Here is an 18,481-nt window from a genome sequence, read left to right on the forward strand (position 1 = left end):
ACCCCACGAAGCGCAGCGCTGCCGCCCGCGCCGTCCCCTGCGCACCGCCCGGCCAGCCCACCGGCTGGCGGGGGGGATCGGGCCTCCTGCACCTGCATGCCTGGCACGAGAATTGCGCTATGCACCCGCGGACCCACCGCGGGCGGGTCAGACGCGTCGACCGGGCCCGGCGGACCGGCGCGTGCCGCTGCTGCGGCCCGCGGGCCCGACCCGACCGATGCAGGGAAGGAGGCAAGCGCATGGAAAACGAGCCGATGCAGGGCACCCGACCCCTCTTCATGAGCCCGGATGTGGACGCCGCCCGCCAGCATTTCCGGGCCAAGCCCAAGGGGATGGTGGACAAGGTCACCACCGTGAGCGAGGCGGTGGCGCGTCTGATCCACGACGGGGACTACATCGCCATCGGGGGGTTCGGGGCCAACCGCATTCCCACGGCGGTACTGCACGAGATCGTGCGCCAGGGCAAGCGTCACCTGGGGGTCTCGGGCCACACCGCCACCCACGACTTTCAGATCCTGGCAGCCGGGGGCTGCATGGACCGCTGTGACGTGGCCTACGTGGTGGGCCTGGAGGCCCGTGGCCTGTCGCGTGTTGCCCGGCGCCTGTTTGAGGACGGTGGCATCCAGGCCACCGAGTGGACCAACGCCGCCCTGGCCTGGCGCTACCGGGCTGCGGCCATGGGCATCCCGTTCCTACCCGCCCGCCACATCCTGGGGACCGATACCCTGCGCTACAGCGCCGCGAAGGTGATCACCTGCCCCTACACCGGAGTGAAGCTGGTGGCCCTGCCCGCCCTGTATCCCGACGTGGCCGTCGTCCACGTGCACCGGGCCGACCGCTACGGCAACTGTCAGATCGACGGCATCAACGTGGCCGATAGCGACCTGGCCCGCGCCGCCAAACGGGTAATCGTCACCGCGGAACGTCTTGTTTCTACCGACGACTTCAGACGGGAGCCGCACCGGACCGCCATCCCCTTCTTCTGCGTGGACGCCGTCATCGAGGTGCCCTACGGGTCTTACCCCGGCAACATGCCATACGAATACTTCTCGGACGAAGAGCACCTGCGGGAATGGCTGGCGGCTCAGGACGACCCCGAGACCTTCCGCAAGTTCCTCGACAAGTACATTCACGGACCCAAGGACTTCAACGAGTACATGGAGCTCTGCGGCGGCATCGAGAAGCTGCGGCGCCTCCGGGCTCTCGAACTGATGCTCGGGCGGCCCGGGGTCACCTGACACCGCCTACGCGAACCCCGGCTGACGAAGCCGGTGGTCGCCAGGAGGCCGCTGGTCGCATTGCGATGCGCGGTATGTCGAGCAGTCAGTCAAAGGCATCCCGGCAGGAGGCGATGGCTGTGACCGGCGAGTACAACCCCATGGAGCTCATGATATGCCTGGCCGCGCGGTACCTCGAAGACGGTGCCACCGTGGTGGTGGGTACCGGGGCACCCTGCGCCGCGGCCATGCTGGCCCAGCGGCTTCACGCCCCGAACCTGATCATCATGTTCGAGGCGGGTGGGGTAGCCCCCATCCTCCCCACCATGCCCATCTCGGTGGGCGATTCCCGCACCTTCTGGAAGGCCGTCATGGCGACCAGCATGGACGACATCATGTCGTTCTGCCAGAAGGGCATGGTGGACTATACCTTCCTGGGCGGAGCCCAGGTGGACATGTACGGCAACATCAACTCCACCATGATCGGCACCGATTACTCCCGGCCCCGGGTGAGGTTCCCGGGTAGCGGCGGCGCCAACGACCTGGGCTCCCTGTGCTGGCGTACCATGATGATCACCCCCCAGGACCGCCGCCGCTTCGTGCCCAGGTGCGACTTCATCACCACCCCGGGGTACCTGACCGGTCCCGGCGCGCGCGAGGCGGCGGGGCTGCCGCCCGGAACGGGCCCGTACAAGGTCATCACCAATCTGGCCGTGATCGGATTCGACGAAGAGGCCAAGCGCATGCGGGTGGAAAGCCTGCACCGGGGCATCACCCGGGAGCAGGTCCAGGAGAACACCGGATTCGAGCTGCTGTGGGCCGACGATCTGGCCCAGAGCCAGCCCCCTACTCCGGAGGAACTGGAAGTGCTCCGGCGGGAGGTCGACCCCTACCGCTACATCATCGGTCGCTGACACCGGGGTCACCCCCGGATGCGGTGCGGCAAGTCCCGCAGGTCCGGCAGGCGCCGGGCATCCTCCCTGGGGAGGGCGCCTGCTCTGTCTGTCGAAAGACCTATGCGGGGGTGCGCCTGGTGCGGGGACGATATCTCCTCCTGCAGAGGGCAGAGGCCATTCTCCTCGAAGAGAAAGCGGACAAGCTCTTCGGACTCACCCGCCTGCTGGATGCCCACCTCGAGGGCGACTACGACGATATCCTGCGCCTGCGCGGTATTCCCCCTGACGCTCCCCCGGAGCAGAAGCTGAAGGTCCTCAATGAAGCCCTCAGTCCCTTCACCGATCTGGTGGCAGGCGCTTTCCCGGGCGTGGGAGTAGGATACTACTCGGCCGACCTGGACTGCATCCTGACCTACGGGCCGAGCGGCGAATTCGGAAACAAGGTCGGGATCACCGTGGACCCGTGCCACCTGGGGCGCCAGGCCATGGCCCAGAGGCGCGACGTGGTGGGCGTGGGCTCCATGGTGCGGGGGGACATCATGAACTGCATGAGACCCCTGCTCCGGGGGAACCGCACCATCGGCTTCTGCTGGGCCAACGAGACTCTGGAAGACATTTATCGCCAGATGGAGTTCCGCGCCCGGAAGGTGTTCTTTTCCCCCGACGTGGAGCCCGTGCTGGGGCTCACCGGCCTGCTGCTTTCCTCCAGCCGCTCCCTTCTCACCAGCCTGCGCCAGTTCCCCGCCGGGCCACCCCGGTCGCTGACATACCAGCCCCCCAGGGAATCGGCGGATGCGTTGCCCCAGCCCCCTTCCGGGGACGCGCTGGGCGCGCTGGCCTGGTCGCTGGACCGCATCCGCCGCTATCTCACCCTCTTTCTCAACAGCCTCAGCCTCGGGGTGCTCATCGCCGACCACCAGGAAGAAGTGGCCTTCGTCAATCAGGCACTCACCGACCTGGCCGGCATCACCTCTCCCCCCGCGGGTCTCCCCCTGCCCCAGGCCCTCACCAGCATAGGACTGAGCGAACTGGTCCCGGCAGTGGGAGAGCTGAGGCGCACGGGGGAGCGCTACCGGTTCGCCTCGCTGGTCCTGGCCCCTCCTGCCCGTGCTTCGCGACCGGTACGGGCCATCCTCTCCCGGATTGAGGACCTGCCGGGACAGGGAGCCGGCCTGGTCGTCCTGGTAGAAGACGAGGCGGGAGCCCGGGAGGAGGAGGAGCGACTGCGCCGGGCCGAAAGACTGGCGGCACTGGGGGAACTGGCTTCTACCATCGCCCACGAAATCAGGAACCCGGTCACCATCGTGGCTGGTTGCCTGGAACTCCTGGGACCACGGGCCGGGGACCGCGAGTTCGTGGCAGAAACCGCCCGTATCGCCACTGAGGAACTGGGGCGCATCAACCGCACCGTGAATGCCCTCCTGGACTTCGCCCGCTTTGCCGAGCCACACCTGACCAACACAGACGTCAACCAGGTGCTGCGCCGGGCAACTGCCCTGGTACGGGACTATGCCCGTTCCCACCACGTCCAGGTCACAGAGGAGTACGGCGACCTGCCTTCCCTCAGCGCCGATCCCGATCACCTGCAGCAGGCGTTCCTGAACCTCCTCATCAACGCCGTCCAGGCCATGCCGGGCGGAGGTACCCTGGGGGTCCGAACTTCTTGCCGGCAGGGGAGCCAGTTCGTCCGCGTGGAAATAACCGACACGGGAGAAGGCATCAAGCGGGAAGACCAGGACCGGGTCTTCAACATGTTCTTCACCACCAGGACGGGCGGCACCGGGCTGGGGCTGGCCCTGGTCCACCGCATCGTGGACGAGCACGGCGGCATGGTGGAATTCGAGAGCGAACCCGGCCGTGGTACCAGCTTCGTGGTACACCTGCCCGTGCGTGTCCTCAGCTGGCCGGAGCGACACCGGTGAAAGGCAGGTCCAGCATGCGCCCGCGACTCCTCCTCGTAGACGACGAGCCCAACATGGCCTGGCTTCTGAGGCAGATACTGGGAGAAGAGTACGACCTGTGCGCGGCCTCCTGCGGTCAGGAGGCGCTGCATCGCCTGCGCACGGAAAGGCCCGATCTGGCCCTGGTGGACATGCGCCTGGGCCAGGAAGACGGGCTGCAACTGCTGCAGGACTTGCGGAAGGTCCATCCTGGCATGCCCGTCATCGTCCTGACCGCGTACGCAACCGTGAAGACGGCAGTCGAGGCTATGAAGGCGGGTGCTTTCGACTACGTCCCCAAGCCCTTCGACCCCGAGGAGCTCAAGCTGACTCTGCAGCGGGCCCTTTCCCTGGCCCGGCTGAGCCGGCGGGTGGAGGAACTGGAGGAGGAGTTGCGGCGCCGCTACGGCCAGGCCGACCTGGTGGCCGTGAGCCCGCAGATGCTGCGGGTGCTGGCGGTGGCGGAGAAGGTGGCCGGCAGCGACGCCCCCGTCCTCATCACCGGCGAGAGCGGTACGGGCAAAGAGGTGGTCGCCCGCACCATCCACGCCCTCAGCCCCCGGCATGGCGGTCCCTTCGTGGCGGTCAACTGCGCTGCCCTGCCCGAATCCCTGCTGGAGAGCGAACTGTTCGGCTACGAGGCGGGAGCCTTCACCGGCGCCAGATCGCGCAAGCCCGGGCGGTTCGAGAACGCCGCCGGAGGGACCATCCTCCTGGATGAGGTGGCCGACATGCCCCCGCCCCTGCAGGCCAAGATCTTGCGCGTCCTGGAGGACGGAGAGGTGTTCCCGCTGGGCGCGCGCCGGGCATGCCCGGTGGACGTGCGGGTGATCTCCTGCACCAACCGCGACCTGGCCAGGCAGGTCCAGCAGGGGAGTTTCCGGGAGGACCTCTACTTCCGCCTGGCGGTCATCCCCCTCCACCTTCCTCCCCTGCGCGAGCGGCGGGAGGACATTCCCCTGCTGGCACAGCACTTCGTGAAATCGTTCGGGGAGAAATACGGCAAGCACATCCAGCTGTCGACCGACGCCCTGCGCTGCCTGCAGGGGTACACCTGGCCGGGAAACGTAAGGGAGTTGCGCAACCTCATCGAGCAGATCGTTATCCTCTCGGAGAAGAAGGTGATAGACGGGTGCGATCTGCCCCCGCACATCGCCGGTGCACCGCAGATCGCCGGTGTCCGCCCGGATGACACCACCGGTCGGCCGGCTACGCTGCACCGGGCCCGCCAGCAGGCGGAATGGTGGGCCATAAGGGAAGCCCTACGCGCAGCCGGCGGCAACCGCACCCGGGCCGCCCGTTCCCTGGGCATATCCCGACGCGCTCTGCTCAACAAACTCAAGGGGATGCCGCCGGACGAACTGCCACCGCGGGAGGCGGCGATGCCGCCCGGCGACCTCGGTCCGCGCGAGGCTCTGATGCCGCCCGCTGAACTCGGTCCGCGCGAGGCCCTGATCCCGCCCGCCGCGCCCCCTCCGCGGGACGAACTCTTGCCGCGCGACGAACGCCAGTCGCGCGGCGGGACCCAGCCGGCACCCCCCTGACGGGGCAGCCTCCCTGCCGGAAACGCCTACCGTGGGCGAGCCTGCCCGGTCCGACCCAGCCGGGTTACATCATCATCCCGCAGGCGCCGGCCGCACCCAGCACATCTGGCGCATGCGCACGTGGGTCGGCCCCTGGGGCGTCTCCAGCAGGACGTGGTCGGGGAACACCTGCCGCAGCAGGCCGGCGATAGTGCCGCACACCGTCGCCACCTGCACGTTCTGTCCCACCAGACCCTGCAGGTGACGCACGAACTGCGGCTCATCGAAGCCCGAGATCAGGGACGGATCGACGCTTGACATAATATCACCTCCCGTCTACCCATTCTTACGCGCCATCGCCCTCCGATGATCACGTACACGCGTCCGCCCGACGGGCTCCCGCCGCGCCTCTTGCGGCCCACTTTGCCTGCCACGCGAACGCGCGTCGGTATGTTGACGCCCGCCCGCGGTACCGATATAATAGGCGCGTAACAAAACATGATTAGGAACGCTCCTCGATAGCTCAATGGTAGAGCGCCCGGCTGTTAACCGGGGGGTTGCAGGTTCGAGTCCTGCTCGAGGAGCCAATCAATTTCCCGGCGTTGAAGGGGCTCCTGAGTTACGCAGCACAATGTGTTGGTTCGGCCACGGCGTGTACATAGGGACAGATGGAGGTGTGCGCTGAATGCCCGGGAATGAGCCGATCACGGTGAGACCATTCGAGCAAGGGCCGTACCTTCAAGCCGCCCTCTTTTGCGACCAAGTGATTGTAGGAAATGATAACGTCCTCTCTCTCATACGAATAATCGATACTTTGACGCACACGGAGAGAGGGCCTACCGCGCCCACCGAGATGCCGGAGGTGTCCTACCGGTCTAAGCTGGTGATCATGCTCAAGCCCGGACGCGCCAGAGGACGACACGAAGTCAAGATCCAGCCGGTCCTCCCTAACGGGGAATCGCTCCCGCCTTTCGTGACATCCGTGCACTTTGAAGCAGAGGCGAACCGTATTGCACCCGTAGCCAATACATAGTCTACCGCACGAAAGACGGCGAATACGTCGCCGGAGTACATCAGTATCTCCGTCCGGACCGTACGCTGGGCGCCAGTGGAAAGCCAGACCCCCTGAGGCGGGTCGTCGGAGGCCGGAAATGGCTTACAGCCCCCGGAAGACCCCGCGAGTCCCCAACTGGTTATAAGACGCATAGTCCCCAAGTCGGGTCGGCAAGAGGACGGGGCAAGTCGCACGCTCCTCCGTACCAGTGCTTTGTCAGCTCATGCGACGCGCCAGCGTGACGAAAACGTGGTACAATTGTCACGGGTGATCACCCGTCGCTGTACATGGCCAGAGGCGACAGCACCGGGGTTTTCGTTTGCCGCCCGTCGCCCGTACATACCACTCCGTGAACTCTCTTCCCGAGCACAAGAGGTGGGTCCATTGAATCACAGCCAGATCGTCAGCTTCATCTGGGGAGTAGCCGACCTGATCCGGGACAGCTTCAAACGCGGCAAGTACCAGGACGTCATCCTGCCCCTCACCGTTCTGCGGCGCCTCGACTGCGTCCTCGCCCCCACGAAGGGGAAGGTCCTGGAGACGGTGGCTAGGTTCAAGGAGAAGCTGGAGAACCTCGACCCCCAACTGCGCCGTGCTTCCGGCTTCGCCTTCTACAACAAGTCCCTGTATGACTTCGACAAGCTCATCGCCGACGCACCCAACCTGGCTGCCAACTTGCGTAACTATATAAGCGGCTTCAGCGCCAACATGCGCGAGGTCCTGGAGAAATTCGACTTCGACAACACCATCACCAAGCTAGATGAGGCGGGGCTGCTGTTCCAGGTGATGGAGCGGTTCAAGAACGTGGGTCTGCACCCCGACGAGGTCGACAACCCCACCATGGGCACCATCTTCGAAGAGCTGATCCGTAAGTTCAACGAGGCGCTCAATGAGAACCCAGGCGAACACTTCACCCCCCGCGACGTCGTGCACCTCATGGCCGACCTCTTGCTGGCGGGCGATGAGGAACGCATCCGCCGCAAGGGCGTGGTGCTCACTGTTTACGACCCCTGCTGCGGCACGGGGGGAATGCTCACCATCACGAAGGATCACATCCTCGGTAACGGCGGCCGGGGCGGGATCAACCCCGAAGCCGACATCCATCTGTTCGGCCAAGAGGTCAATCCGGAGACATTCGCCGTATGCAAGTCAGACCTGTTCATGAAGGACCCCACGGGGCGAGATGCCGACCACATCGCCTTTGGGAGTACCCTCTCCGGCGACCGCCACGCTGGCCGCACCTTCGACTACCTGATCGCCAACCCGCCCTACGGCAAGGACTGGAGGCGCGACGAGGACGCGGTGCGGGCGGAGCACGAACGCGGATCCGGAGGCCGCTTTGGGGCAGGTCTGCCCCGCATCAATGACGGACAACTGCTCTTCCTGCAGCACATGCTGGCCCACATGAAGCCAGTGGACGAGGGCGGCTCCCGCGTGGCCATTATCATGAACGGGTCCCCCCTCTTCTCCAGCGACGCAGGCAGCGGCGAGAGCGAGATCCGCCGCTGGATTCTGGAGAACGACTGGCTGGAGGCGCTGATCGCTTTGCCCGAGCAACTCTTTTACAATACCGGCATTGCGACCTACGTTTGGGTGCTCACGAACCGCAAAGCCCCAGAGCGCAAAGGGCTAGTACAACTCATCGATGCCACTTCATTTTGGGTACCGATGCGCAGAAGCCTGGGTGAAAAGCGCCGCGAAATCCCTCCAGACAAGGCAGCCGAAATCCTTGCCCTGCACGGCGCCTTCGAAGAAGGGGAACTGGTCAGGATCTTCCCCGCCACCCACTTTGGATACCGCAAGATCACCATAGAACGCCCACTGCGCCTGAACTTCCAGGCCACCCCCGAGCGAATCGCCCGCCTCGACGACGAACCCGCCTTCCAAAACCTTGCCCGGAGCAAGAAGAAGAGCCCCGAGGAAAGGGCCCGAGAAGAGCAGGAGGGGCGTCAGTTACAGGTGGATATCAAGCGCGTGCTTTCCACTCTTCCCCGTACCCTGTTCAAGGACCGTGATGCTTTCGTGGCCGAGCTGAAAAAGGCTGAGGGGCGCGAGGGAACCAAGCTTACGGTCCCCCTGCGCAAGGCCGTGCTCTCTGCCCTTTCGGAACGTGACGAAACGGCCTCGGTCTGCCGCGATGATAACGGCAACCCCGAACCAGACCCCGAACTCCGCGACACCGAAAACGTCCCGCTCTCCGAAAACATCGAGGCCTACTTCGAGCGAGAAGTCAAACCCTACGTCCCCGATGCCTGGATCAACACCGCCATTCGCGACCACAAGGACGGCCAGGTCGGCAAGGTGGGCTACGAGATCAACTTCAAGCGCTATTTCTTCAAGTACACCCCGCCCCGCCCACTTGAGGATATCGAAGCCGACATCCAAGCAATCGAAGGCGACGTCATCCGTTTGCTGGCCGACCTGACCAACCGGAACGAGGTGGGGCGGTGAAGCAGGTCCCCCGTACACAGACGGTCCAAGTGGACCTGGGGTTAGGTCATACGACAAGCCCAGCCCCGATGACTACGACAATCGCCATGGACACTCAGTCGCGTTCTGGTATCAGGCATTCCGCGCCTCCGTTCAGACTGTATCCGGCCTACAGGGACTCAGGCGTAAAGTGGCTCGGATCGACTCCGACGAATTGGCAGGTAAGTCGGTTGCGTTTCTTCGTAGAACTCAACCCCTCGCCCCGCGCCGAGCGCCATTCGCCGGAAATGGTCGTGTCCTTTGTTCCGATGGAGGCACTGGGAGAATTTGGCGGGCTCCGTCTGGATGCAGAGAAGAGGCTGGATGAAGTCCTCACCGGCTACACCTACTTTGCCGAAAACGATGTACTCGTGGCCAAGATCACACCGTGCTTCGAGAACGGCAAGGGTGCACTGGCGGAAGGGCTGGCCAACCGCACCGGCTTCGGAACAACTGAGCTTTATGTGTTGCGCGCCCGGCCGGGGCTCGTTTCGCGTTTCCTATTCTACCTGACCATCAGTCATCCGTTTCGGAAGATCGGCGAATCGGAGATGTACGGCGCCGGAGGCCAGAAGCGTGTTCCTCCCCACGTTGTGAGAGACTTCCGCTTCGCCAGACCCTCGCTCGCCGAGCAACGCGCCATTGCTCTGTTCCTTGACCGCGAGACAGCAAGGATTGACCGGCTAGTGGCATGCAAGAAACGGCTGATCGAGTTATTGAGCGAGAAGCGTGCCGCACTCATCACGCGTGCTGTCACCAGAGGACTCGATTCCGGCGTTCCGCTTAAAGATTCCGGGGTTAATTGGCTGGGAGAGATCCCGGCCCATTGGGAAACCAGGAGGCTCAAAGAACTGAGTGCGTTGCAGACGGGCCTCACCTTGGGCAAGACGTACGAGGGGCAGCAACTGACCACACGGCCCTACCTGAGAGTGGCGAATGTGCAGGACGGCTACCTCGATCTTGCGGAGATCACCGAGATCGAGGTCCCCGTCCAGGACGTGCACCACTACGAGCTTCAGGCGGGGGACGTCTTGATGACCGAGGGCGGTGACTTCGACAAGCTGGGGCGCGGATACGTGTGGGAAGGCCAGATAGCTGGGTGCCTTCACCAGAACCACATCTTTGTTGTCCGACCCCAGCCGGACCGACTCAATTCTCATCTTCTGGCCCTGGTCATGAGCAGCCACTATGGCCGCGCCTATTTCACCGCCGAGTCCAAGCAGTCGACCAACCTCGCCTCGACCAACACCAAGACGCTTCGGAACTTCCCTATCCCCCTGCCGCCGCTGTCGGAGCAAGAGGCTATCGTGGGTTGGGTGAAGTTGCAGACTGCGAAGATCGACCAGTTGACTGGAAGAATCCGCGAGGGTATTGACCGCCTCCATGAGTACCGGACCGCGCTCATCTGGGCGGCGGTGACGGGGAAGATCGACGTGCATGAGGAGGTGGAGGTCATATGAGCCCTGGCCCTGACATCTCGGAGCGCAGCTTTGAGGAAGCAATCGAGCGGACGTTGCTGTGGGGCCAGCCGGAACCTAAACCCGGAACGGGTACTCTGGTGCGCGGCATTTCCCTGCCATATGGGGATTTCGCCCCCGGGGGGTACCAGCGACGGACACCCGACGAGTATGATCCGACTCTGTGCCTAATTCCCCGTGACGTCGTCGATTTCGTCCTTGCCGCGCAGCCCAAGACCTGGGAGCGGCTCAAGCAGTATCACGGGAGTGACGTGAGGCGGCGCTTCCTGAGCCGCCTGTCCGCCGAGATCGCCCGGCGGGGCACACTGGACGTGCTGCGCAACGGCATCAAGGACTCGGGCTGTGCGTTGAGGCTCGCTTACTTCCGCCCGCCCAGCGGGTTGAACCCGGATCTCCAGCGCCTCTATGAGGCCAACATCTTCTCTGTGGTGCGCCAGTTGCGCTACAGGGAGGACCCCGAGGACAGGCACAGCCTGGACCTCGTCCTCTTTCTCAACGGCATGCCCATCTTCACGGCGGAACTGAAGAATCCCCTCACGGGCCAGACGGTGCACGAGGCCATTGCGCAGTACAGGAGAGATCGCGACCCGCGCGAACCCCTGCTCTCGTATGGGCGCTGCCTCGTCCACTTCGCCGTGGACCCGGATCTGGTCTATGTGACGACCCAGTTGGACGGTGCCAGAACCCGCTTTCTCCCCCTGAACCAGGGCCGCTTTGGGGGGGCCGGAAACCCCCCGGTGCCACCCACGCAGCAAGGATACCCCACCCAGTACCTGTGGACCCGGATCTGGTCGCGTGACAGCGTGCTGGACCTCATCCGCAACTTCATCCATGAGGTCGAGGAGGAGGACGAGCGGGGCCGCAAGAACGGGCGCAAGTACATCATCTTCCCTCGCTACCACCAACTCGACGCCGTGCGTCGGCTGGTCGCCCACGCTCAGAGCCACGGCCCGGGCCATCACTATCTCATCCAGCACTCGGCAGGGAGCGGCAAGAGCTTCACCATCGCCTGGCTGGCCCACCAGCTCTCGGTCCTCCATGGCGCCTCTGGCAGGCGTGTGTTCGACTCCATCGTCGTGGTCACCGACCGCCGGGTGCTCGACCGGCAGTTGCAGAGGACCGTGCGGCAGTTCGAGCAGACTCTAGGCGTGGTGGAGAACATCGACACCACGTCGCGCCAGCTCAAAGAAGCCCTGGAGTCCGGCAAGACCATCATCGTCACCACCCTGCAGAAGTTCCCTGTCATCGTAAACCAGATCAGGGAGTTGCCGGGCAAGCGTTTCGCCGTCATCGTGGACGAGGCCCACTCTTCGCAGGCGGGCGAGAGCTCGAAGAGCCTAAAGACGGTTCTCTTGTCGGGCAGCCTGGAGGAGGCGGAGGCCGACGAGGCGGAAGCAAAGACGCCCGAAGAGGAACTCGAGGACCGTGTCCTGGCCGAGATTAGGACGCGAGGTCGGCTGCCCAACGTGAGCTGGTTCGCGTTCACAGCCACCCCGAAGGCCGCGACCCTCGAACTGTTTGGCACGCAACGGGCCGATGGGAAGGTCGAGGCATTCAGCCTGTACAGCATGCGTCAGGCCATCGAGGAGGGCTTCATCCTGGACGTCCTGCGCAATTACACCACGTACAAGGCTTACTGGCGGCTCCTCAAGAGGACCGCTGACGACCCGCACTACGACAGGCGGAAGGCGGAGTATCTCCTGAAATCGTTCGTCGACCTCCACCCCCATGCCATCCGGGAAAAGGTCGGCATCATGGCGGAGCACTTCGCTGCCCGGGTGCAACACGCCATCGACGGCAAGGCCAAGGCCATGATTGTAGCCCGCTCACGGCTTCACGCTGTGCGGTACAAGCTCGCCCTCGATGCGTACCTGCGAGAGAAGGGCTATCCGTGGAAGACCCTGGTGGCCTTCTCCGGAACCGTCCACGACGGGGGCATGGACTACACAGAACCCAATATGAACGGCCTGCCGGAAACGCAGACCGCCAGGGTATTTGAGCGCCCGGAGTATCGCTTCTTGATCGTCGCCAACAAGTTCCAGACCGGCTTCGACCAGCCCCTCCTCCACACCATGTACGTGGACAAGAAGCTGGGAGGGGTGAATGCAGTTCAGACCCTATCCCGTCTCAACCGGACCCATCCGGGCAAATCCGAAACCCTGGTGCTAGACTTCGCCAACGAGGGCGAGGAGATCCAGAAAGCCTTTGAGCCATACTACGAGACCACCTTGCTCTGTGAGAAGACCGACCCCAACCTCCTCTACGAGATCGAAGCCCGCCTCCGTGACTTCGGGGTGTTCGGGGATGCGGACATCCGCGATTTCGCGCGAGTCTATTTCGACCCCAAGGCAACCCAGGACCGGGTCTACGCCGCGCTCGAACCTCCTCGCGCTCGCTTCCGGGAGTTGACCAGGGAAGAGCGCACCGGTTTCCGCGGCCAACTCAATGACTACGTACGCCTCTACGCATTCCTCTCCCAGGTGCTGACCTTCGCCGACCTCGACCTGGAGAGGCTCTACCAGTTCGCCCGCCACCTGGCCAGGGTCCTACCCCCAGAGCGGGACAACCTTCCCCGTGAAATACAGCAGAATATCGACATCGAGTCCTTCCGGATCCAACAGACCTCGAACGGCTCGATCACTTTGCAGCGTCATGCGGGTCAGTTGGAACCGCAGAAGAGCAGGGAGCGTCATGTGCCGGGAGAGGAGGAACCGGAGCCCCTCTCCCTGATCATCGCTGAGCTCAACGAACGGTTCGGCCTCAATCTGGGACCCGAGCATCGCGTCACATTGGACCAGATGATGGCCAGGCTCGATCAGGATGTCGCCCTGGACCTGAGCGCCCGAGTCAATACCCGGGAGAACGCACGTCTCACCTTTGACCAGAAAGTGGAAGATGCGATCCAGGCAATCGTCGACTCCAACTTCGAACTCTATAAGCGCATCACCGACGACGCTGCCTTTGGGAACGCCCTCAAGGATCTGCTCTTCGACCTTTACATGCGCAGCCGCCAGACCTTGCGCGAGGAGTCGGACGATCCCAACAGTGTTCGAGGCTGACCGACCGCGAGCCCGAAGCCGGGGCTTCCCGGCAGACCGCTACGGCGATCCGGGTCCCCCCGGCCAACTTCGACATTGGGCTCCGCCCTCTGCCCGGGGCGGCCGCCAGCCCCGCCTCTAGTTCCAACGCAGGTCTCGTGCCTTCTTAGCCAAACTTGAACCCAATTTGAACAGCGGAAGGCCGTTTTCGGCCCCCGGGCAGGCCAAAAACCTAGCAATGACGCCATTCCTTCTCCGCGAAACCGGAAATACGTAGTAAAAGACATTTTGGGTTGAGGTGTTTTTGTGCTTCCCGCCAGAAATGATGGTGACAATGTTCGGGGGAGACGCGCTGATCAACGGCCACCGGTACTCGATGAGGACTCTCTCCCAATCCACCAACTGTCACCTTCCGCCGGCCGAGGTGGGTTTGGCTTATGCAGTATTCGACAAAGCACCAGATCTGCCCTTTGAGCCCCGCTGACGAAACGCCCCCGCATAGACACACAGCGCACAACGTAGCAGTCTGCGTCCACACCAGTTCGCACAGCGAAGCCCAATGGCTCCGCCGCCAGCCTCCTCGACGCGCTACGAAGGGCAAGCCTCTCAAGATCGGACCGCTGTCGGCATGCCACCCCGGACCTCCGAGGTGGGCAGCCTTGCTGCCAGTTGCACAGCGAGATGCTCCAAGGCCGCCCGTGCCGCCCCCGAGGGAAGGCCGTCCAGGTGGGAGCGCGCATTGCGCAGCAACCCCGTGGCGGCGTCGGCGGCGCGGTCCAGGCCGCCCGACATCGCCACCAGGCGGCAGGCTTCGGCCACCCGGTCATCACCTTCGCCGTTGAGGCTGGCGAGTAAGCGGCGCAGCCCAGGCCCGCACGCAGGGTGATCCAGGGCACAGATCACGGGCAGGGTGATGACCCCGCGCCGCAGGTCCAGGCGCACCGGCTTTCCCATGGTCGCCGTCTCGGCGGTGAAGTCGAGCACGTCATCTATTACCTGAAAGGCGCAGCCCAGGTAGAGCCCGTAGCGGTGGAGGCAGTCCTGCCAGGGCTCCGGCAGCCCGGCTACCTGCGCTCCCGCCCTCGCACAGGCGGCCATCAGGGCCCCGGTCTTGTTCGCCGCCCGCTCCAGGTACTCGCCGGCGGTTACGGCCAGATCGCCGCGACGGGCGCGCTGGTCCAGTTCCCCCTCGCACATCCGGGCAATGGCTGCCGTGAGGGTGGCCACCACCCCGAAATGAGCGTGGCGGGCGAGCAGGCCGAAGGCGCGGGAGAACAGGAAATCACCCACCAGGGTAGCGGCCCCCTCCCCGTGCAGCACGTGGAGGGCGGCCTGACCCCGCCTGTGGGCTGCCCCGTCCAGGATGTCGTCGTGCACCAGGGACGCCAGGTGGATCAACTCGGCCGCCACGGCCACGTCCCTCACCGCGGTGGGCGGCGCATCACCGAACGAAGCAGCAAGATGGACGAGCAGGGGACGCAGCCTCTTGCCGGAGGCACCCATGAGGTGTCCCACCGCCGCTGCCACCGCCGGGCTGGAGCTCCGCAAGGCCTCCCGCATGGCTGCCTCGAAGTCGGGCGTGATCGGCCGTCCCTCCCCGCCTAGGTTGGCGAACACCGGGGGAGACTATCCGGGGCCCGGATGGGGGAAACATCGTTGCGCCACTGGCTTCTGGTATCTGATCTGATGTATCGGGCCTTCCCGGCGGTGGACAGACGACTGGCACGCTATCTGGAGCTGGCGGGCGACCGGGGCATCCGGCGTCAGGACGGCATCCAGGCCCGCCTGAGCATCCTGACCAAGCGATTCCACTGCCAGGGCGGGGCCGCCTTCGCCTGCCTGAGCCCAGCACGGCAGGCGCTGCTCGATGCCATCGTGGCCCTGCAGACCATGTCCGACTATCTCGACAACCTGTGCGACCGCCGGCATCCGCCGGAGGAATCACGCTTCCGCATGTTGCACGGCGCCATGCGGGCGGCGGTGGCGCCCGGCCCGTCCGGTTCGCACCCTCCGTGGCTGGCACAGGATCGGCTTCTCTCCACTCTGGTGGCCGATTGCCATCGCGCCCTCACCGCCCTGCCATCCCACCCGGTGATCCACCCCGAAGTGAGCCGGCTGGTGAACCTCTACTGCGACCTGCAATCATACAAACACCTGCCCCCGGGCCAGCGCGAGTCCGCCCTGGTGAGGTGGCAGGCCCGGCAGCAAGGGGAAAAGGACCCGGTGGGGCAGGCCGCCCGGGACCTGTCCTGCCACGAGTTTGCGGCCGCCTGTGGGTCCACCCTGGGGATTTTCGCCCTGTTCCGCCTGGCAGCCCAGCCGCGGCTCACCCGCGACCGCGCCGGGGCGGTAGTGCAGGCTTACTTTCCCCACATCTGCGGCCTGCACATCCTGCTCGATTACCTCATCGACATGGACGAGGACCGGGCCAGCGGCGACCTCAACTTCGTTCTCCCTTACGGTAGCCGCGACTCAGCCCGCGCCCGGCTGATCCACTTCGTCCGCCGGGCCCTGGAGAAGGCCGGCACCCTTCCGGACGCCTGGTTCCACCGCCTCGTGGTGAAAGGGCTGCTGGCCATGTACCTCTCCGATCCCAAGCTCGGAGCGCAGGAGCTCGAGGGATTCGCCACCAACCTCCTGCGGGCCGCGGGGCCTCCGGCGGCAGGCCTGTGGCGTCTCTGCCTGAGGCTGCGCCGCCGCGGGATTATACCCCCGAACTCCTGGCAACCGGTCGCCAGGGACCCGAAGGCGGGAACAACTTCGGGGAGCTTCGACGAATGGAAAAGTGGGACGTGATCGTGATCGGGGGCGGACCGGCCGGGTCCCAGGCCGCGTACGAGTGTGCCTCCCGCGGCATGCGCACCCTGCTCGTGGACCGGAACCGCTTCCCCCGGGAAAAGCCCTGCGGAGGAGGGGTTTCCCTGGCCGCCGAGAACCTGCTGGGCGAGTGCCTGCCCGCCCGGGTGGCCGAGGTCCGCTGCCGTCTTCTGCGCACCGTCCACCGGGGGTGGAAGAGGGAATTGGACTATCCCCATCCGTTCCTGGCCTCCGTGCGGCGGACCATTTTCGATCAGTGTCTCGTCGAGCGTGCCATAGCCGCCGGAGCAGAGGTGCGTGACGGCCTGGAGGCCGAATGGATCGATGCCCGGGCCGGTCATACCCAGATACAGCTGCGCACCACCGACCCGTCCCCTCCGCAACGCGAGAACGGGGCAACGGGGCGAATGGAAGTGCGGAGGCCAGCCCAAACGTCTTCCTGCGTAGCAACCATCGTAGCAGACGGCGTGGCGGGCAGGGTCTCCCGGGCTCTCCGGGGGCGCTGGCGTCCCGGGGCCCTGGCTCTCTGCTACACTGCCGAGGCCGAATGGGACGGGCACGCTGACGACCCCTACCGGCAGGAAGGCATAGAGGTCCACTACGCCTTCGTCCCCATGGGTTACGGCTGGCTGTTCCCCAAGCGCAACTCCATATACGCTGGACTGGGCGCACACCTGCCCGCGGCAGGCGGGCTGAGGCACGCCTTCACCGAGTTCGCCCGGCTGAACCGCCTCCGCTTCTGTTCCCCGGTCCGTACCGCCCTCGTCCCAGTGGGAGGCGTGGCCCTGAAGGTGGCGGGTGACGGCTGGCTCCTGGCGGGCGACGCGGCCGGTCTGGCCGATCCCTTCAGCGGGGAAGGCATCCGCTATGCCCTGAGCTCGGGGCGGCTGGCCGGTCAGGCGCTTGCCGCCTGCCTGGAGCAGGGCATGCCACCCACGGCTGCCGCTCTAGCCGCCTATTCTCGCTCTCTGCGCACGGCTTTCGGAACCCACCTGGCCCTTGCCAGGCTCATGTTCACCCTGCTCCACCGCTTCCCGCGGGCTCTGCTTGCCATCTACTTCTGCCACGACGAACCCTTCCGGCGGACTCTGGACATACTGGCCGGTCGCGCCGCCTACGCCGACCTCCTGCGATGGATTCTGCCTCGCCTCCCCCTGCTCGCCCTTGTCGGCCCTGCACCCCCCACCGGTGCGGGCCGGCACCCGACGTCCTGAGGCGGATTCGCATTTGCGCAATTGACAAGGCAACCGACAGATCACTATACTGGAGGAAACGATACAAGGAGGTACGGAAGTGCGGGTTGATATAACCCCGGACGCGATGAGCTTCCTCAAATCACGCACCGACGCCGTCACCGTCCTCATGGAGATGTGCGCCGGCTGAGGGGGCGTGTCATATGAGCCTGCCGTGTATGCAGGTGCCCCCCAGGATGTCCACAAGTATCAGGAGTTCCAGGTCGACGGTCTGAAGGTCTATCTGGCCAAAGATGCCCGCGTTGCGCGCGACGGAGTCAAGATCTCACTGTGGGGCATTGGCCCCTGGAAGCGCATACTGGTCGACGGGCTGCTCAGGTAACTGCCGGGCCGTGTCCGGGCAATCTCACTTCAGGGAGGCGCACGGGTGGGATACCCCTTCGCTTACACCGTCTGTACCCCGAAGGCGTTCGACGATGCTGTGGCTGTCGTCGAGCGGAAGGTGGCCGAGAAAGGCATGCGGGTCCAGCACGTCCACGACGTGCAGGCCACCCTCGCCAGCAAGGGCTACCAGATCAAACCCTTGAAGATCATTGAGGTTTGCGATGCGCCCCACGCCCACGCCGTGCTCAGCAAGGACGTCATGATCTCCCTCATGATGCCGTGTAAGATCAACGTCTTCGTGCGCGACGGCACCACATGGATAACTGCCCTGCGGCCAACCGTGCTGGCCCAGTTCTTCCCGGGAGCAGGACTCGACACCGTCGCCCGCGAGGTCGACGCCATACTTGTGAGCATCGTCGACGAAGCGGCATAGCACGAGCGACCACCGGCCGTCGCCCCGCTGCCTGACGCG

13 protein-coding genes and 1 tRNA gene are annotated in these 18,481 nt (G+C 64.9%); 12 read left to right on the top strand and 2 right to left on the bottom strand.

Going from position 1 to position 18,481, the window contains the following annotated elements; genetic code table 11:
• Positions 1-239: 239 nt before the first annotated feature.
• The 4 genes from QME70_10180 (at position 240) to QME70_10195 (ending at position 5,597) form a co-directional block, all read left to right on the top strand.
• Positions 240-1,238 (top strand): CoA-transferase, encoded by a 999-nt coding sequence (locus QME70_10180; GenBank protein MDI6894953.1) that lies wholly within the window; start codon positions 240-242, stop codon positions 1,236-1,238.
• 119 nt (positions 1,239-1,357) lie between these two features.
• A complete protein-coding gene (locus tag QME70_10185; GenBank protein ID MDI6894954.1) occupies positions 1,358-2,131 on the top strand; it encodes a CoA-transferase in 774 nt (257 codons plus the stop codon).
• Positions 2,132-2,250: 119 nt separating this feature from the next.
• Positions 2,251-4,035, top strand: a complete 1,785-nt coding sequence (locus QME70_10190; protein ID MDI6894955.1) for an ATP-binding protein — start codon at positions 2,251-2,253, stop codon at positions 4,033-4,035.
• On the top strand, positions 4,032-5,597 hold the full coding sequence (locus QME70_10195) for a sigma-54 dependent transcriptional regulator (GenBank protein ID MDI6894956.1): 1,566 nt from the start codon (positions 4,032-4,034) through the stop codon (positions 5,595-5,597). Before QME70_10190 ends, QME70_10195 begins: the two co-directional genes overlap by 4 nt.
• Before the next feature lie 72 nt (positions 5,598-5,669).
• Here the strand turns inward: QME70_10195 and QME70_10200 are convergent, their stop codons facing one another.
• Positions 5,670-5,897, bottom strand: a complete 228-nt coding sequence (locus QME70_10200) for a DUF2642 domain-containing protein (GenBank protein ID MDI6894957.1) — start codon at positions 5,895-5,897, stop codon at positions 5,670-5,672.
• A 191-nt stretch (positions 5,898-6,088) separates the two neighbouring features.
• Between QME70_10200 and QME70_10205 the strand changes: the two genes are divergently transcribed.
• The 4 genes from QME70_10205 to QME70_10220 all read left to right on the top strand — a co-directional run bounded on the left by QME70_10205 (position 6,089) and on the right by QME70_10220 (position 13,636).
• Positions 6,089-6,163, top strand: a tRNA-Asn gene (locus QME70_10205).
• A gap of 851 nt (positions 6,164-7,014) precedes the next feature.
• Positions 7,015-9,081: a class I SAM-dependent DNA methyltransferase gene (locus QME70_10210; GenBank protein ID MDI6894958.1), complete on the top strand. Its 2,067-nt coding sequence runs from the start codon at positions 7,015-7,017 to the stop codon at positions 9,079-9,081.
• Between the two features lie 209 nt (positions 9,082-9,290).
• Positions 9,291-10,559, top strand: coding sequence for a restriction endonuclease subunit S (locus QME70_10215; GenBank protein ID MDI6894959.1), 1,269 nt, complete (start codon positions 9,291-9,293; stop codon positions 10,557-10,559).
• A complete protein-coding gene (locus tag QME70_10220) occupies positions 10,556-13,636 on the top strand; it encodes a DEAD/DEAH box helicase family protein (protein ID MDI6894960.1) in 3,081 nt (1,026 codons plus the stop codon). Before QME70_10215 ends, QME70_10220 begins: the two co-directional genes overlap by 4 nt.
• A gap of 585 nt (positions 13,637-14,221) precedes the next feature.
• Here the strand turns inward: QME70_10220 and QME70_10225 are convergent.
• On the bottom strand, positions 14,222-15,232 hold the full coding sequence (locus QME70_10225; protein MDI6894961.1) for a polyprenyl synthetase family protein: 1,011 nt from the start codon (positions 15,230-15,232) through the stop codon (positions 14,222-14,224).
• A 39-nt stretch (positions 15,233-15,271) separates the two neighbouring features.
• On the opposite strand from QME70_10225, the gene QME70_10230 reads away from it, so the two are divergent.
• The 4 genes from QME70_10230 to QME70_10245 all read left to right on the top strand — a co-directional run bounded on the left by QME70_10230 (position 15,272) and on the right by QME70_10245 (position 18,442).
• The gene (locus tag QME70_10230; GenBank protein MDI6894962.1) at positions 15,272-16,411 is read left to right on the top strand and encodes a DUF2600 family protein; all 1,140 of its coding nucleotides are present in this window, start codon (positions 15,272-15,274) and stop codon (positions 16,409-16,411) included.
• Positions 16,393-17,646 (top strand): NAD(P)/FAD-dependent oxidoreductase, encoded by a 1,254-nt coding sequence (locus tag QME70_10235; GenBank protein ID MDI6894963.1) that lies wholly within the window; start codon positions 16,393-16,395, stop codon positions 17,644-17,646. Before QME70_10230 ends, QME70_10235 begins: the two co-directional genes overlap by 19 nt.
• Positions 17,647-17,821: 175 nt before the next feature.
• Complete coding sequence (locus QME70_10240) at positions 17,822-18,007, top strand: CC/Se motif family (seleno)protein (protein ID MDI6894964.1); 186 nt, start codon at positions 17,822-17,824, stop codon at positions 18,005-18,007.
• A gap of 45 nt (positions 18,008-18,052) precedes the next feature.
• Positions 18,053-18,442: a DUF302 domain-containing protein gene (locus tag QME70_10245; GenBank protein ID MDI6894965.1), complete on the top strand. Its 390-nt coding sequence runs from the start codon at positions 18,053-18,055 to the stop codon at positions 18,440-18,442.
• Positions 18,443-18,481 lie beyond the last annotated feature (39 nt).

The organism is Bacillota bacterium (assembly GCA_030019365.1).
Taxonomy (GTDB): Bacteria; Bacillota; Sulfobacillia; order JACIYH01; family JACIYH01; genus JACIYH01.

Coding starts and splice junctions, on each gene's coding strand:
- QME70_10180 (MDI6894953.1), top strand. CDS start 240: ATGGAAAACGAGCCGATGCAGGGCACCCGACCCCTCTTCATGAGCCCG.
- QME70_10200 (MDI6894957.1), bottom strand. CDS start 5,897: ATGTCAAGCGTCGATCCGTCCCTGATCTCGGGCTTCGATGAGCCGCAG.
- QME70_10220 (MDI6894960.1), top strand. CDS start 10,556: ATGAGCCCTGGCCCTGACATCTCGGAGCGCAGCTTTGAGGAAGCAATC.
- QME70_10235 (MDI6894963.1), top strand. CDS start 16,393: ATGGAAAAGTGGGACGTGATCGTGATCGGGGGCGGACCGGCCGGGTCC.